The sequence below is a fragment of the Castellaniella denitrificans genome (genome assembly GCF_027214045.1).
Lineage (GTDB): Bacteria > Pseudomonadota > Gammaproteobacteria > Burkholderiales > Burkholderiaceae_B > Castellaniella > Castellaniella denitrificans_A.
In genome coordinates, this window is sequence record NZ_JAPWHE010000005.1 from 155,850 (window position 1) to 171,711 (window position 15,862).

Sequence of the window (15,862 nt, forward strand, 5' to 3'; positions counted from 1 at the left end):
CCCGCATATGGCGATGGGCGGTTCTCATGCGCGGATCGCTGTTGGCCGCGCTCTTCGTGTGCGCGTCCGTGTTTCCGGCGCATGCGGCGCAGCGGACCCTCGCCTATTTTCCCGTCGGCCCCATCTACGAATATCGCTGGAAAGTCCTCGAACTGGCGCTGGATCATGTCCGGCGATCCGAAGGCGTCGCGATCGATCTGCGTCCCTTCGACGAGGACGTCACCCAGAACCGGGCCGTCAGTCTGCTGGAAGCCGGGAAAATAGACGTCATCGCGCTGGGCACCAATGACGAACGCGAATCCCGCATGCTGCCGATCAAGATCGACATTTCCCGCGGGACCGTCGGCTACCGGGTCTTCCTGGTCTCGTCGTCCGACCAGGAGCGGATCGCGGGCATGGACGACGAGGCGTTCAGGACGGAACTGACCTTCGGCCTGAACAGCCAGTGGGCCGATGTGCCCGTCATGCGGGTCAACGGCTATACCGTGCTGACCTCCACCGATTACGAAAGCCTGTTCGGGATGCTGGCCGCGCACCGTTTCGACGCGCTGCCCCGGGGAATCGGCGAGGCGGCGGTCGAACTGGCCGCGCGCCGGAAAGCCTATCCCGGGTTGACCATCGAAAAGACCCGCGCCCTGTTCTTCCCCTATCCCATCTATTTCTGGGTCAACCGCCAGGATGCGGAGCTGGCCGGGCGGATCGAGCGCGGCTTGCGCGCGGCCCTGGCCGATGGCTCCTTCCGGAAGCTGTTCATGACCTATCATGCGTCGATGATCGAGGACCTGGCCCGCAGCCATCGCCGGGTGATCCGTCTGGACAATCCCCTGCTGCCACCGGGATCGGCGGAAATCGATACGAAATGGTGGTGGCGTTGACGCGCGGGCGGCCTGGATGAAAACGGGATCGACCCTGGCCAGGCGACTGCTGAGGTCCATGCTGCCCTGGTATCTGCTGGCGACCATCGGCCTGGTGGCGGTGCAGCTGGGCATCCAGTACGTCGGCATCAGCCGGGCGATCGCGAACGATCTGGCTTCTCTGGGACGCACGGTCGAACCCGCCGTGACCAATGCCGTCTGGGAACTCGACCGGGATCAGATGACCCGGGCACTGGACGGTGTGCGGCAGAACGCGATCGTCTCCGGCGCGCGGATCGAATCAGCCAAAGGCGACATCCTGGCCGACAGCGGCTGGTCGCGTGAATCCGACGAAACACCCGATCTGGCGTTTTTCGTGCGAGGGCGTTCGGCCGCGACGCCGCTGCGCCATGCCACGGCGGATGGCGCGATGCAGTTGCTCGGGGTGCTGTGGCTGCATACCGCGCCGTCCGTCATCTGGGACCGGCTCAAATACGGTTTCGCGGTCGCCTTGCTCAATTCGGTCGTTCTCAGCGCGCTCTTGTGGCTGCTCTTCGTCTGGACGATCCGGCGGCGCCTGTCGGATACGCTGACGCCCGTCGTGTCCGCCGTGAAGAACTGGCGCTTCGGCGACGACGATGCCCGGCCGGAGCCTTTGGTTTACCCGTATGACGACGAGTTGGGCGAACTGGTGGATGCCTTCCGCGAAAACCGCCAGAAGCTGTCGGTTTCGATGCGGGAACTGGACACCCTGAATCACGACCTCGAATCCATCGTCTCGGATCGTACCCGGGAATTGCGGGAGGCCAAGGAAACCGCCGAATCCGCCACGCGGGTGAAATCCGATTTCCTGGCCACCATGAGCCACGAGATCCGTACGCCGATGAACGCCATCCTGGGGATGCTGTATCTGGCGCTCAAGGAAGACATGCCGGCCGGCACGCGGGGCCGGTTGATCAAGGCCCAGGGCGCCGCGCAGTCGCTGCTGGGCATCATCAACGACATCCTGGATTTTTCCAAACTCGAGGCCGGCAAGCTCGCCGTCGAGCAGGTCGAGTTCGACCTGGAGCTGGTGCTGGAGCGGCTGGTGGACGCGGTCGGCCTGCAGGCCGAGGCCAGGGGCATCGAGCTTTTGATCCGGCATGATCCGGCCATTCCAACCCTGCTGGTGGGTGATCCGCTGCGCTTCGGGCAAGTGCTGCTCAACCTGTGCGGCAACGCGGTCAAGTTCACCGAGCAAGGCGAGGTCGAGCTGGCCTTGCATTGCCTGGGGCGGGACGAGGACGGCGTCAGGATTCAGGCTTGCGTGCGCGACACCGGCATCGGCATGACGACCGACCAGGCCCGGACCCTGTTCCAGAAATTCACTCAGGCAGACCAGTCCACGACGCGCCGCTATGGCGGCACGGGTCTGGGCCTGGCGATTTGTCGCAGTCTGGTGGAACTGATGGGCGGGCGCCTGTGGGTGGAATCCTCCGCGCCGGGCAAGGGCACGACGATGTGCTTCACGCTTCGGTTGGCCGTGGCGCGGCAGGCCCGGACCCAGCAGCGCCAGCTGCTGGAACGGATCGGCTCCAGACTGCGGGGCTGGCGTGTGCTCGTCGTGGATGACAATCCGGTGTCGCTGGAGATCCTCTCCGAGATGTTGCTGTTTTTCCAGCTCGACGTCGGCACCGCCAGCCACGGCGCACAGGCCCTGACCATGCTCCGGCAGGCCAGCGGCCAGCCGTACGACCTGGTGCTGATGGATTGGCGCATGCCGGGCATGCATGGCGACGAAGTCGCCCGGCGCATCCGGGCCGACGCTGCCATCGCGCACCCGCCAAAGATCGTGATGGTCACCGCCTACGGTACCGAGGACGTCATGCGCCGGGCGGCCCAGGCCGGCATGGATGGCTTTCTGATCAAGCCGGTCTCGCCTTCCTCGCTGCTGGACACGGTGCTGTCCGTGCTCGGCCAGGGCCGGCTGCCGGGGCAGGACATCGAGGCCACAGCAGCGGTCGCGCAGGCGGGGGGCGGCGGCCTGGCCGGCGCCCGGATCCTGCTGGTCGAGGATAACGACATCAATCGCGAGTTCGCGGTGGAACTGCTGCGCGGCGAGGGGGTTTCGGTCGACGAGGCCGCCAACGGACAGGAAGCCGTGGAACGGGTCCAGCGCAAGCACTACGACGCCGTGCTGATGGATATCCAGATGCCTGTCATGGACGGCCTGCAGGCGGCCCGCCGCATCCGCCGCCTGGGCGGCGGGTCGGGCGGGGCGCGTTTCGTCGCGTTGCCCATCATCGCCATGACGGCGTTGGCCATGGCTTCCGATGCGCAGGCCAGCCAGGAAGCCGGCATGAACGACCACATCACCAAGCCGATCGATCCGGACCATTTGCTGACGACGCTTGCCCGCTGGGTGAGGGTGCCCGGCGACCGGGTGGCCACGCAACCGACGGCCTCCGGCGGCGAATCCGGTCGCCTGCCCGACGACTTGTCCGCCCTGACGCATCTGGACGCCGCCGACGGCTTGCGCCGTATCGGCGGCCGGGCGGCGCCCTATCGCAAGCAGTTGCGGCGCTTCGGTGCGCAATACGGCGGCGCCATCGTCGAATTGCGGCGCCTGCTGGCGCAAGAGGACCTGGCGGCGGCCGAGGCGCATTGTCATAGCCTCAAGGGCGTGGCCGGCAACATTGGCGCGCGCGCACTGTTCGACCGGGTGACCGAGATCGACCGCCTGCTGAAACAGGGCCTGCGGCCCGATGCCGCGTTGCTGGACACGGCGCAGTCGATGCTGGGGAATGTCCTGGCGGACATCGAGTCCCTGGCGGACGACACGCCGCCGCCATTGCCTGAGGCGCCGCCCTCGCGCGCGGCGCTGCGCGATCTGGTCGAGCGGCTGAAGACGGCGCTGGGATCCGACCTGGGGGCCGTCGAGGCCCTGATCGACGAACTGGTTCGCGGCGTGGCTGGCACCCCCCTGCAGCCCGCCGTCCAGGAAATCGCCGACCGGATCGACCGGTTCGAACTCGACGCCGCGCTGGCGTTGCTGGCATCCCTGCCCATTGCGCCGGAGACCGCGTCATGAGCCTGACCCCGCACGAAACCGCGTCGCCAGCCGGTGACGGCGGCCGCCCGAGGCTGCTGATCGTCGATGACGCTGCCGTCAATCTGCATACCTTGATTGGCATGTTCCGGGATGATTACGCCATTTCCGCCGCCACCAGCGGCCTCAAGGCCATCGAGCTGGCGCGGCGCGATCCGCGGCCCGACCTGATCCTGCTCGACATCCAGATGCCCGACATGGACGGTTACGAGGTGCTGGCGGCCCTGAAACAGGACGCGGCGACGGCGGACATTCCGGTCATCTTCGTGACCGCCCTGGCCGAGGCGGCGGATGCGGCGCGAGGTCTGCTCATGGGGGCGGCGGACTACGTCACCAAGCCCATCAACCCGGAGCTGTTCCGGGTCCGGGTCAGGAACCAGCTGGAACTGACGCGCTACCGGCGGATGCCGGCGGCGTTCGAACTCGTGCCGCAGTCCGGGGACATGCCGCCGCCGACCTTGCTGGTGGTGGACGACGTGCCCGAAAACATCCACGAGTTGCTGGTGGCCTTGCGCGACGAGTTCCGGATCCTGGTCGCCAGCGATGGCATCCGTGCGCTGGAAATCGTCCAGGGGTCGGCGCCGCCCGACCTGGTGCTGCTGGACGTGGTGATGCCCGGAATGGACGGCTACGAGGTCTGCCGGCGCATCAAGGCCACGCCGGACGGTCAACGCATCCCGGTGGTGTTCGTCACGGTGGTCGACGACACGCGCGACAAAGTGCGGGGTTTCGCCCTGGGCGCGGCCGATTACGTGACCAAGCCCTTCGATATCGAGGAGGTCCGCGCCCGGGTGCGCGCCCATCTGGAACTCGCCCGCTTGCGCCGTTTCCTGGAGGACCTGGTGGCGCAGCGCACCGCCTTGCTGCGGGTGAGCGAGGAAAAATACCGCATCCTGACGCATCGCGACCCCCTGACCGGCCTGCCCAACCGGGTGCTGTTCGCCGAACTGCTGGCCCATTCCATCCAGATGGCTCAGCACGCCGCCATGCATTTCGCGCTGCTGTGCCTGGACCTGGACAAGTTCGCCGCTATCAACGAGACCCTGGGGCACGGGCTGGGCGACCGGGTGCTGGTCCAGGCGGCGCAGCGGCTGCGTGGCCTGCTGCCGGAACGGGACGCGCTCGCGCGGGTCGGTGGCGACGAGTTCTATGTCATTCTGGACCGTGACCAGGGCGAACGGGGCGTCGCCCTGGCCGCGCAGCGCATGCTTGATGCGCTGGCGGCGCCGTTCGCCCTGGACGGCCAGACGGTCTACGTGAGCGCCAGTATCGGCGTGGCGCTCTATCCCGAGGACGGCGCCACGGCGGACGAACTGCTCAGCAGAGCGGATGCGACGCTGCACCAGGCCAAAGCCGCTGGGCGGGGCAGCCTGCGGTTCTTTTCGCCGGAGATCATGCTGCGCGCCAGGGAACGCCTGTCGCTCGAAGCCGAGATGCGTCGTGCGCTGGAGCGGGGGGAATTCCGGGTTCATTACCAGCCGCAACTGCACCTGAACGAGCGTGCGGTGACGGGGCTCGAGGCGCTGGTGCGCTGGGCGCACCCCGAGCGCGGCCTGCTCGGGCCGGGCGCGTTCATTTCCATGGCCGAGGAAAGCGGCCTGATCGTGCCGCTGGGGAACTGGGTCCTGCGGGAAGTGGGACGCCAGATGCGCGCCTGGACCGACGAGGGTGCCGCGCCCGGCTACGTCGCGGTGAATCTGTGCGCGCTGCAGCTCGGCTACGGGGATCTGGCCGATTCCGTGCGCGATGTGCTCGAGACGAACCGGCTGGCACCCGGTTGCCTGGAACTGGAAATCACCGAGAGCTGCCTGATGGCCGATCGCGGCCGCGCCATCGACACGCTGGAGACCCTGCGCGGCATGGGTGTGCGCCTGTCCATCGATGATTTCGGCACGGGCTATTCCTCCATGTCCTATCTGCAGCATCTCCGTGTGCACCGGCTAAAGATCGACATGACGTTCGTCCGGGATCTGGAGACCAATCCCGGCAACGCGTCCATCGTCACGGCGATCATCGCCCTGGGCCACAGCCTGGATCTGGAGATCGTGGCCGAGGGGGTCGAGACGCCGGAGCAACTGGCCCATCTCCGGCGCCTGGGCTGCGACCTGGTACAGGGTTATCTGGTCGGGCGTCCCGTGCCCGCGTCGAGGGTGCTGGACTTGCGCTTCGGTCCAGGCCATCCTCTGGTGGGGATGCTGCCCGCCTGAACGAGCTTCGGGCCGCCCCCGGCGGCGCCTTCAGGCGCGCACTTCCTGGCGCTGGAACACGATGTAGGCCAGGGTGAACAGGAGCACGACCGCCGCGATCAGACCTGTGAACTGCGGCCAGACGATGGCCAGGCTTTCGGACAGCGGCAGCGGGCTGCCCAGCAGGGCGCCCTGCAACTGCGACAGGAACACCGGGCCCAGGCTGCGGGTGGCGGGGCTGAGCAGGGTGATGGCGGTGTCGTTGAACAGCGTAGCCGGCGAGACGTGCAGCAGGCCGCTTTGCCAGGCCACGGCATGCATGTCCAGCCCGCCGCCCAGCAGGGTCGCCGGATCGGGCGGGGTGATGGCCCGGGCCAGGGCCGGGGCCAGCATGGGCCACAACAGGGCGCAGAACAGCCACAGGCCCAGGGCGACCAGCGCGGAGGTCGAGGCCGAACGGAACGCCACCGAGCACAGCAGGGCGACGGCCAGCCAGACGCCGGCGTAGGCCAGGGCCGCGACGAGGAACGCCAGGGACCGGACCACTTCTTCGCCGCTGGGGGGCACGCCCAGCAGGATCAGGCCGGCGCCCATGACCAGCAGCCACAGGCAGACCAGGCTGATGGCCAGCGCGGCCAGACCGGCCAGGAACTTGCCCAGCAGCAACGCATCGCGATAAAGAGGCTGTGACAGGATGCGGCTGAGCGTCCGGTGGCTGTATTCGCCGTTGATGGCGTCGAACCCCAGGCCGATGGCGATCAGCGGGATCAGGAACCCCAGCAGGGCCGCGAAGGAGGGCAGCGGCGCGCGCGCGTCGGTGAACAGGCGCAGAAAAACGAAGGGGTCCGAGGCCGTGGTCTGGCGGATGCCTTCGATGGCCCCGTACAGGGCGGCGGCCGCGGTCAGGACGACCAGCCATTGCAGCAGCCGCATGCGGGCGCTGCCCAGGTGGTCGGCCAGTTCCTTGGACAGGACGGCGCCCAGGCCGTGCCAGGGCGAGCCGATACGGGTCGTGCTCATGTCGGGGTATCCTCGGCGAAGGTCTGACGGTAGATGCGGTCCAGGCTGGGGGTGTCCACGGCCAGGTCGCGCAGTTGCGCGCCCGCCAGGACCGCCGCCTGGGCGGCCTGGGCGCGGACGTCGCTTTCGGCCTGCAGCACGTAGTGTCCCGGGGACTCGGCGCGCACGCCGCCCACGCCCGGGACGGTGGCCAGGACGGACCTCAGATCGGGGCCGTCGGCATGGAGGTGGACCTCGTGGCTGTGGCCGCCCAGCACCTGGCGGGCCAAGTCCCGGACCGGTCCCATCAGGGCGATGCGGCCGGCGTTGAACAGGGCGACGCGGTCGCAGATGCGCTGCATCTGATCGAGCAGGTGCGACGACAGCAGCACGGTGACGCCGTCGTCGCGCAGGGATTCGATCATGCGCAGAAAGGCTTCGGTGGACTGCGGGTCCAGGCCGGAGGTGGGTTCGTCCAGGATGGCGATGGCGGCCCGCTTGAGCAGGATCTCGGCCAGGCCCAGGCGGCGGCGCATGCCGTGGGAAAAGGCCCCCGCGCGCTGATCGATGCGGTCCAGCAGCCTGACGCGGTCCAGGGCCTCGGCGATCCGCTCGTCCCTCTCCTTTGCGGGGATGTCCAGCAGGCGGGCGGTGTAGCGCAGATTTTCACGCGCGCTCAGGTGGTCGTAGAAACCGACCGAATCGGGCATGTAGCCGACCTGGCGCTTGACGGCCAGCGGATTGCGCCAAGGGTCCTCGCCCAGCACGCGCACCTGGCCGCGCGTGGCTTCGGTCAGGCCCAGCAGCATGAGGATCGTGGTGGTCTTGCCCGCGCCGTTGGGACCCAGCAGGCCGAAGACCTCGCCGGATCGGACCTGGAAGTTCAGGGATTGGACCACGGCGCGGCCACCGTAGTCCTTGCCCAGTTCCCGGGCATCGATGGCGGGGGTGTCCCGGGACGGGAGTGCGGCGGACGTGCGCATGGCGGACGGCCCGTTCATCGGCGGCCGTGCCGGGCGACCGCGCCCAGCAGCGCCAGCAGGGCCACGGCGATCAGGATGGCGCCGCTGACCCCCCACAGGCCGGATGTCGTCACCGAGACGCGCAGATCGCCGTCGGCCGACTGGCCGGCCGAGCGCGCGTGCAGCTTGACCATGTAGTCGCCGGCCAGGGACTGGGGCGCGGGCGTGATGCGGGCCTGGACCTCGGCCGTCTTGCCCGGCTCCAGAAGGGCGACGCGCGCCGGCTCGAATTCGATCTTCCAGCCCGAGGGCGCCGTGCCGTCCAGCGCGATGTCCCGGGCGGCGGCGGTGCCGCTGTTGCGCAGGACCAGCGGCATTTCACGGGTGGCGCCGATCTGGGCGTCGGTGCTCATCAGACCGTCGCGGCCCGACAGGTCCAGGGCGGGTTGGCCCGTGATGTCGAGCTTCAGGGTCGTGGACGCCTTGACGCCATCGGCCGCGACTTCGACCTGGATCGCGTGCTCGCCGGATTGCGCCGATGCGGGCGGGCGCACGTGCAGCTTGACGGTCTTGGACTCGCCGGCTTTCACGGGCACGGCGCTGATCTGCTGGGTGCCGTAGCCTTCGGTGAAGGATGTGTCGAAATACTGCGGGGCACGGGCCGACAGACTGGCCAGGACGTCGTGGCCGCTGGCGTTCTTCACTGTCAGCTGGTAGTCGAAGGCGGTGCGCGCCGACCCGGTCAACTGCGGTAATTCGGGCTGGACCGACAACTGCGCGGGCAACTGGTCGGCCAGGGTGATGTCGATCGGCAGGCTCAGGTGGCGCCGGTCGCCGTCGGCATGGACGGTCAGCGTGTGGCGCGATTGCGCGGCGCCTTGAGGGATGTCAAGCCGCAGTTGCAGAGGCAGCGTATCATCACTTCCAGGCATGGCCGATTCCACGGGGCGGCCATTGCCCAGCAGGGCGGCCTTCCAGGCCTTGGGCACCCCATCCACCGACAGTGCCAGGCGCTCGGCGGGTGTGGCCCGGTTGCGCAGACGCAGGGCGATGGTCGATGTCTCCCCGGCCTTCAGGGTCAGGGAAGGGTAGTCGGTCGACAGGTCGATTCCGGGAGGCGCGCCCTCCGTGGCCAGGGCGGTGGCCTGGAAACTCAAGGCGCACAAGGCGGCGGCCCACAGTGCAAGGTATCTGGACATGGTGTCGTTCGGCTTTTCGTTCAGGTTGATCTGCCCGGTCCGGAACCGGTCTCCAGAAAAAAGGGACCGGACATCGCGGTTTCGAGTTTCAATAAAAACGTAATTTTTTGTTTCTCATGGAGCTTGGCGCTGACCGCTGAATGTCCTTGTATTGAGAACCGTTATCATTACTGCTAACATCGCACTTTCGCTCCTCGACATCCGCTGGTCCATGTCCTCCGGTTTTTCCCCGCGCCTTGTCCCGCTGAAGATCGTCGCCGCCTGCGCGACTTTGGGCTTGCATGCGGCCGTGCTGGCGATGGTGCTGTCCGCGCCGGTCGCCGAGGTCTCCCAGGGGCGGCCCGAGGCGCTGGACGTGCAGTTCGTGGAGCTGGGGCCGGCGACCGAGCCCCAGACGATGGCCGGGGCGGAGCCCCGGCCGCCAGTGGAAACGCCGCCCGAACCCGAGCCGGTCGTCGAGCCCCAGCCCGAACCCGAGCCTGCGGTCGCGCCGGAGCCCGAACCCGAGCCGGTCGTCGAGAAGCCCGAGCCCGAATCCATCACCGAGCCGCCTCCGCCCGAACCCAAGCCGCGGCCCAAGCCCAAGCCCAAGCCCAAGCCGGAACCGAAGCCCCGGCCCGAACCCGAGCCGAAGCCCCGGCCCCGGCCGACGACGTCCGCGCCGCAGGCAAGCGCCGCGCGGACCGTCACGGCGGGCGGCGCGCGCCAGGCTTCCGAGGCGCGCGGCGAGCCGGTGCCGGTGGATCCCGACCGGCCCCGTGCGATCGGCCAGGTGGACTATCTGGGCAAGCGGCCCAGCCCGGTGTACCCCCGGGTCTCGCAGCGGCGGGGCGAGCAGGGTCGGGTGGTGCTGCGCGTGCTGATTTCCCCGCTGGGCCGGGTGGCCGATGTCACGGTGCGCACTTCGTCAGGCCATGTGCGCCTGGACGAGGCGGCCGTGGAAGCCATGCGCCATGCGCGGTTCCGTCCATACACGGAAAACGGGATCGCCTACAAGGCGCTGGTGGACATTCCCTTCGATTTCGTCTTATAGGAAGGACAGGAACATGATGCTTGATCTGATCGGGAGCGCGGCGCTGACGCTGGCCCAGGCCGTGGGGCCTGATGCCGCCCTGGCCGCCGCCGACGCGGCGGCGACCGCGGTTGCCACGGGCGCGGCGAAGGCCGTCCCCATGGTGCTGGACTCCGGCGCCGTGGGGGCCGGCGGCCAGGGGGTGCTGCATTTCATCGGCCAGAGCGACATGGTGGGCAAGTCCCTGTTCGTCTTCCTGATGCTGATGTCCCTGGCGAGCTGGTACCTGATTCTGGCCAAGGGGCTGACGCATCTGCGCATCCGCCGCCGGTCGCGCAAGTTCCTGTCGGAGTTCTGGGCCGCCAGTTCCCTGGAACAGGTGGAAAACGAGATTTCCACGCACGGGGCCGAAGAACCTTTCGCCCACCTGGCCAGCCATGCCATCCATGCCCAGCGGCACCATACCCGGTACGGCGCGCTCAAGCTGGAGGAAAGCGGTTCCACGGCGGCCTTCGTGACGCGCACCATCCGCAAGGTCATCGACGAGGAGACCGCGCGCCTGGAAAACGGCCTGACGGTGCTGGCGTCCGTGGGATCGACCGCGCCGTTCGTGGGCCTGTTCGGCACGGTATGGGGTGTGTATCACGCGCTGCTGAGCATCAGCATGACCGATGGCGTCACCATCAACCGCATCGCCGGGCCGGTGGGCGAGGCCCTGATCATGACCGGTCTGGGCCTGGCGGTCGCCATCCCCGCCGTGCTGGCCTACAACGCCTTCGTGCGCGTCAACCGTGTCTACCTGGCGCAACTGGACGCCTTTGCGCATGACCTGTTCACTTTCTTGACCACCGGCCAGCAGGTGACCGACGGCAGCCACGAGCGCAACGGCCGGACGATCAGTCTGGCCAGCCACCGGGGAGCCTGACATGGCATTCGGCAGCTTCGATTCCAAGGGGCCGGGCACCACCATGTCCGAGATCAACATGGTGCCGCTGATCGACGTGATGCTGGTGCTGCTGGTGATCTTCATCATCACGGCGCCCCTGCTCAGCCATTCGATCCGCATCAACGTGCCCCAGGTCACGGCCCAGCCGGTGGAGCAGAAGCCCGTGGTGATCGATCTGGCGATCGACGCGTCCGGCGCGCTGTTCTGGAACGAGCAGCCGATCGCCGAGGAAGACCTGGCCGCCCGCTTCGCCGGCGAGGCCGGGGCCGATCCCCAGCCCGAGATCCGCATCCGCGCCGACGTCGACACCCGTTACGGCCTGCTGGCGCGGGTCATGGGCGCGGCCCGCCAGGCGGGCATGAAGCGTCTGGGTTTCGTCACCACGCCGGGGCAGGCCGCCCGGGGCGCTGAGCAAGCATTCAAGCAATCGTCAGCTATGTAACCCCGATGCTTGGACAGTGACGCGGCGTGACCGCTTCAGGCTAGAATCACCCTCATGAGAGTCCTGGTCATCGAAGACGACGCCACCCTCGGACACGCCTTGCAGGAATTCCTGGGCGGTCAGGGCTATGCCGTCGATTGGTTGCAGTCCGGCGACCGCGTCGAAGGCGCGCTCGCCGGACAGATCTACGATCTGCTGCTGCTGGATCTGAACCTGCCCGGCCTGGGGGGACTGGAAGTGCTGCGGCGGCTGCGCGAAGGCGGTTCCCAAGTCCCGGTGCTGATCCTCACGGCGCGCGACGGCCTGGACGACCGCGTCGCGGGGCTGGACGCCGGCGCCGACGACTACGTCACCAAACCCTTCGAACTGCCTGAACTGGCCGCCCGGGTGAGGGCGCTTGCCCGGCGGCACGCGGGCCAGGCCCAGACCATCCTGGAATGCGGCCCCTTGTCCTTCGATACGGTGGGCCGCCAGATCCGGGTGGACGGCAAGCGCCTGGCGCTGTCCGTGCGTGAATTGTCCGTGCTGGAAATGTTGATGGCGCGTCCCGGCCGGGTGGTGACCAAACAGCAGATCGTCAATTCCCTGTCGGCCTGGGATGCCGATTTCAGCGAGAACGCGGTCGAAGTCTATGTCTATCGCTTGCGCAAGCGGCTCGACGGCACCGGGACCAGCATCCAGACGGTGCGCGGCTTCGGCTATCTGCTCGACGTCGAACGTGCCGCCTGAATTCACCGTCGGTCCGCGACCTGATTCCGGGGCGCGGGGCCTGGTCGAGCGCCTGATCCCCAAGGATTCGCTCGCCCGCCGCCTGGTGCGCCGGCTGCTGCCGGCCTTTTTCATTCTGGTGGCCATCGATCTGCTGGCCACATGGTTCATGACGGGCGTGATCCGCCCCCAACCCTGGCTGCTGCGCGACCTGTTCTGGGTCATGATGCTGACCCAGGGCCTGTTGGTGGCGCTGTTCGTCTGGGTGCTGATTTCCGGGATCCGCCTGGAACTGGCTTCCATCAACCGGTTGGCCGACGACATCCGCCAGCGTTCCATCGAGGACCTGCAGCCGCTCGATCTGGCGGGCCTGCCCACCGAGATCGCGCCCCTGGTCCTGCATTTCAACGATCTGCTCCTGCGCCTGGACGATTCGGTCCAGGCGCAGCGCCGCTTCATCGGCCATGCGGCGCACCAGTTGCGCACCCCCCTGGCCGGCCTGAAGGTCGAGTCCGAGCTCATGCTCGGCCAGGAACTGCCCGAGGACATCCGCATGCGTGCGGACCGCATCAAGTCCGTGACGGATCACATGATCCGCATGGGCCAGCAGTTGCTGGTGCTGGCGCGCGCCGAACACGCGGCCCGGCCCCAGGACAGCTTCGTGCGCCTGGATCTGTGCGAATGGATGCGTCAGACAGGCGCGGAATGGCTGGGGCGCGCGCACGACCGCGGTGTCGATCTGCAACTGGTGGCGCCCGACGCCGCGGTCTGGGTGGATGGCGATCCGGTGCTGTTGCAGGAGCTGCTGGGCAATCTGATCGACAATGCCTTGCGCTACGGCCAAGGCGCGCGCCGCATCGTGCTGCGCGTCATGGCCAATCCGCCTTCGTTTTCCGTCGAGGACGACGGCGCCGGGATCCGGGCCGAAGACCTGGACCGTGTCTTCGAGGCCTTCTACCGCGCGGCCGATGCGGGCCGTGGCGGTTCCGGCCTGGGCCTGGCCATCGTGCGCGAGATCGCGCGCGCGCATGGCGCCTGGTGGAAGGTCGCCAGCCGGCCCGCATTCCCCGGCACGCGGGTCTCCCTCGTGTTTCCCGGCCCCCGGCGCGGCGCCTGTCTCACGCGAGCCGAATAAGCGAATGGTATGAATATGCAGAAAGACAAACCGCGGGCGGCCCTGCTGATCGGTGCCCTGGGCGTGGTCTACGGGGACATCGGCACCAGTCCGCTGTACACCATGAAAGTCGCGCTGTCGGGCACGGGCCGGCCCGATGTCGAGCACATCCTGGGGGTGCTGTCGATCCTGTTCTGGATGCTCATCCTGGTGGTATCGCTGAAATACGTGACGTGTATCTTGCGCGCCGACAATCGGGGCGAGGGCGGTACGCTGGCCCTGATGGAGCTCGCCCTGCGGGGCCGGTCCGGGAAGAGCCGCTGGCGCCTGGCGCTGCTGGGATTGATCGGCGCCAGCCTGTTCTATGGCGACAGCATGATCACGCCGGCGATTTCCGTCCTGTCCGCCGTCGAGGGTATCGGTATCGTGTCCCACCGGCTCGACGCCTGGGTGGTGCCGGTCTCGGTGGTCGTGCTGCTGGCCCTGTTCATGTTCCAGGTGCGCGGCACCGGCGCCGTGGGCAAGCTCTTCGGGCCGGTGATGCTGTGCTGGTTCCTGGTGCTGGCGGGGCTGGGCGCCTGGCGGATCGCCGGCCAGCCCGAAGTCCTGCAGGCGATCAACCCGGTCTGGGCGCTGCGCTTCATCGGCGACGCCCCCTGGGAAACCTTTCTGGCCCTGGGCGCGCTGGTCCTGGCCTTGACCGGCGCCGAGGCGCTGTACGCCGACATGGGGCATTTCGGCGCGCCGGTCATCCGCCGCGCCTGGTTCGCCCTGGTGCTGCCGGCGCTCGCCCTGTGTTATTTCGGCCAGGGGGCGCTGCTGCTCAGCGACCCGGGGGCCATCCGCAATCCCTTCTTCCTGCTGGCGCCCGCATGGGGCCTGATCCCGCTGGTGGCGCTGGCCACGCTGGCCACGGTGATCGCCTCGCAGGCGGTGATCTCGGGGGCGTTCTCCATGACACGCCAGGCGGTGCAACTGGGCTACTGGCCGCGCATGGTCATCCAGCACACCTCAGTGCGCGAGGAGGGGCAGATCTATATGCCGCGCGTGAACTGGCTGTTGCTGCTGGCCGTCCTGGTCCTGACGCTGTCTTTCGGTTCATCCGACCGCCTGGCGCATGCCTACGGCTTCGCCGTCACGGGTACGATGCTGATGACTTCGCTGCTGGCGTTTGTCGTGCTGCCCCGGGACACACACGGCCTGCGCCGCCTGGCCTGGCTGGCCCTGATCTCCCTGTTCCTGGTGATCGACGTGTTGCTGTTCTCGTCCAACACACTCAAGCTGCACGAAGGCGGCTGGTTGCCGCTGGTGGTGGGGATCGGCCTGCTGACGCTGATGGCGACCTGGAAACAGGGGCGCCAACGCGTGCATGAAACGCTGGCGGGAGACCAACAGCCGCTGGCCAGCTTCATGGAATCCCTGGAGGCCTACCCGCCGACCCGGGTGCCGGGCACGGCGGTATTCATGAGCATGATCGTGGGCACGGTGCCGCCCGCGCTGCTACACAACTTGAAACACAACAAGGTGCTGCACGAACAGGCGCTGTTCCTGACGATCGAGGTCGCCGATGTGCCCTATGTGCCCTTCGACGAACGGTTGAAGATCGAGCGGGTCAGCCGCAGCGCCTGGCAGGCCGTGGCGCGCTGGGGATTCAAGCAAGAGCCCAACGTGCCCCAGGTCGTGGAGCAGATCGGCCAGGAAATCAAGGATCTGAACCTGGATCCCATGCAGACTTCGTATTTCCTCTCGCGCCAGACCGTGATCGTGGTGCGACGGTTGCCGTGGTACCAGAGCTGGCGGCGGCACTTGTTCGCCTTCATGGCGCGCAATGCCAGCCGCAGCACCCGGTTCTACAAGATTCCGCCCAATCGCGTCGTGGAAATGGGCATGCAGATGGAACTCTGATCAGGAGCCGGCCGCGGGCGCCGGGATCGTGATCGTGGTTTCGCGCAGCACGCCGCCCGACTGGACCGAGCCTTGCATGCGGACATTCGCGTCATCCATCAGTTTCATGCATTCCTGGCGCTGGTCGGCGGGCAGACTGTCGCAGCGTTTGCTGCGGTTGAGCGCTTCGGCCTGGGCCGAAGGCTGGGTCAGCGCGTCCTGGCGGGCGGCCTGGGCGGCGGCGCCGGCTTCCTTGAGGCAGGCCTGCACGTCGATTCCCGGCGTGTTGTGGCAGCGCGCCACGTCCTGCTGGTATTGGGTCTGCGCCTGCGTTCCGGCGGCCTGTGCCCCCGGGGCGAACAGGGTCGCGCAGCCCAGGCTGGTGGCCAGCAGCGCGGCGCGCAGCGGCATGTGCTTTTCTAGACGCATGATGGACACTCCTAAAGGGTGAATTCCGGACATTTTTCC

The 15,862-nt window shown here is 67.9% G+C and carries 13 protein-coding genes; 9 read left to right on the forward strand and 4 right to left on the reverse strand.

Annotation, left to right across the window (positions count from 1 at the left end; all coding sequences use genetic code 11):
- Nucleotides 1-26 precede the first annotated feature (26 nt).
- Genes O4H32_RS09190 through O4H32_RS09200 form a run of 3 tightly spaced genes read left to right on the forward strand, consistent with a single transcriptional unit; the run spans nucleotide 27 to nucleotide 6,149 of the window.
- The gene (locus O4H32_RS09190) at nucleotides 27-875 is read left to right on the forward strand and encodes a substrate-binding periplasmic protein (protein WP_269358472.1); all 849 of its coding nucleotides are present in this window, start codon (nucleotides 27-29) and stop codon (nucleotides 873-875) included.
- 16 nt (nucleotides 876-891) lie between these two features.
- A complete protein-coding gene (locus tag O4H32_RS09195) occupies nucleotides 892-3,924 on the forward strand; it encodes a hybrid sensor histidine kinase/response regulator (protein ID WP_269358474.1) in 3,033 nt (1,010 codons plus the stop codon).
- Entirely contained in the window at nucleotides 3,921-6,149 is a 2,229-nt protein-coding gene (locus O4H32_RS09200) for an EAL domain-containing response regulator (protein ID WP_269358476.1), read from the forward strand. The genes O4H32_RS09195 and O4H32_RS09200 overlap by 4 nt, the downstream gene beginning before the upstream one ends.
- Nucleotides 6,150-6,179: 30 nt before the next feature.
- Here O4H32_RS09200 and O4H32_RS09205 read toward each other — a convergent pair whose 3' ends face one another.
- From O4H32_RS09205 to O4H32_RS09215, 3 genes are read right to left on the reverse strand one after another with little or no spacing between them, the layout of a single operon-like run.
- Complete coding sequence (locus O4H32_RS09205) at nucleotides 6,180-7,148, reverse strand: ABC transporter permease (protein WP_269358477.1); 969 nt, start codon at nucleotides 7,146-7,148, stop codon at nucleotides 6,180-6,182.
- Nucleotides 7,145-8,110, reverse strand: coding sequence for an ABC transporter ATP-binding protein (locus O4H32_RS09210; protein WP_269358478.1), 966 nt, complete (start codon nucleotides 8,108-8,110; stop codon nucleotides 7,145-7,147). The genes O4H32_RS09205 and O4H32_RS09210 overlap by 4 nt, the downstream gene beginning before the upstream one ends.
- Before the next feature lie 14 nt (nucleotides 8,111-8,124).
- On the reverse strand, nucleotides 8,125-9,288 hold the full coding sequence (locus O4H32_RS09215) for a COG1470 family protein (RefSeq protein ID WP_269358480.1): 1,164 nt from the start codon (nucleotides 9,286-9,288) through the stop codon (nucleotides 8,125-8,127).
- A gap of 211 nt (nucleotides 9,289-9,499) precedes the next feature.
- On the opposite strand from O4H32_RS09215, the gene O4H32_RS09220 reads away from it, so the two are divergent.
- The 6 genes from O4H32_RS09220 to O4H32_RS09245 are packed head-to-tail and all read left to right on the forward strand — an operon-like array spanning nucleotide 9,500 to nucleotide 15,415.
- A complete protein-coding gene (locus O4H32_RS09220; RefSeq protein WP_269358482.1) occupies nucleotides 9,500-10,321 on the forward strand; it encodes an energy transducer TonB in 822 nt (273 codons plus the stop codon).
- A 13-nt stretch (nucleotides 10,322-10,334) separates the two neighbouring features.
- Nucleotides 10,335-11,225 (forward strand): MotA/TolQ/ExbB proton channel family protein, encoded by an 891-nt coding sequence (locus O4H32_RS09225; protein WP_407932638.1) that lies wholly within the window; start codon nucleotides 10,335-10,337, stop codon nucleotides 11,223-11,225.
- A 1-nt stretch (nucleotide 11,226) separates the two neighbouring features.
- On the forward strand, nucleotides 11,227-11,688 hold the full coding sequence (locus O4H32_RS09230) for an ExbD/TolR family protein (protein WP_269358484.1): 462 nt from the start codon (nucleotides 11,227-11,229) through the stop codon (nucleotides 11,686-11,688).
- 54 nt (nucleotides 11,689-11,742) lie between these two features.
- The gene (locus O4H32_RS09235) at nucleotides 11,743-12,417 is read left to right on the forward strand and encodes a response regulator transcription factor (protein WP_269358486.1); all 675 of its coding nucleotides are present in this window, start codon (nucleotides 11,743-11,745) and stop codon (nucleotides 12,415-12,417) included.
- Nucleotides 12,407-13,531, forward strand: coding sequence for a sensor histidine kinase (locus O4H32_RS09240; protein WP_407932639.1), 1,125 nt, complete (start codon nucleotides 12,407-12,409; stop codon nucleotides 13,529-13,531). Before O4H32_RS09235 ends, O4H32_RS09240 begins: the two co-directional genes overlap by 11 nt.
- Nucleotides 13,532-13,540: 9 nt before the next feature.
- Nucleotides 13,541-15,415: a potassium transporter Kup gene (locus O4H32_RS09245; RefSeq protein WP_269358488.1), complete on the forward strand. Its 1,875-nt coding sequence runs from the start codon at nucleotides 13,541-13,543 to the stop codon at nucleotides 15,413-15,415.
- On the opposite strand, the gene O4H32_RS09250 is transcribed toward O4H32_RS09245, so the two are convergent.
- The gene (locus O4H32_RS09250) at nucleotides 15,416-15,823 is read right to left on the reverse strand and encodes a hypothetical protein (RefSeq protein ID WP_269358490.1); all 408 of its coding nucleotides are present in this window, start codon (nucleotides 15,821-15,823) and stop codon (nucleotides 15,416-15,418) included.
- Between the last annotated feature and the right edge of the window lie 39 nt (nucleotides 15,824-15,862).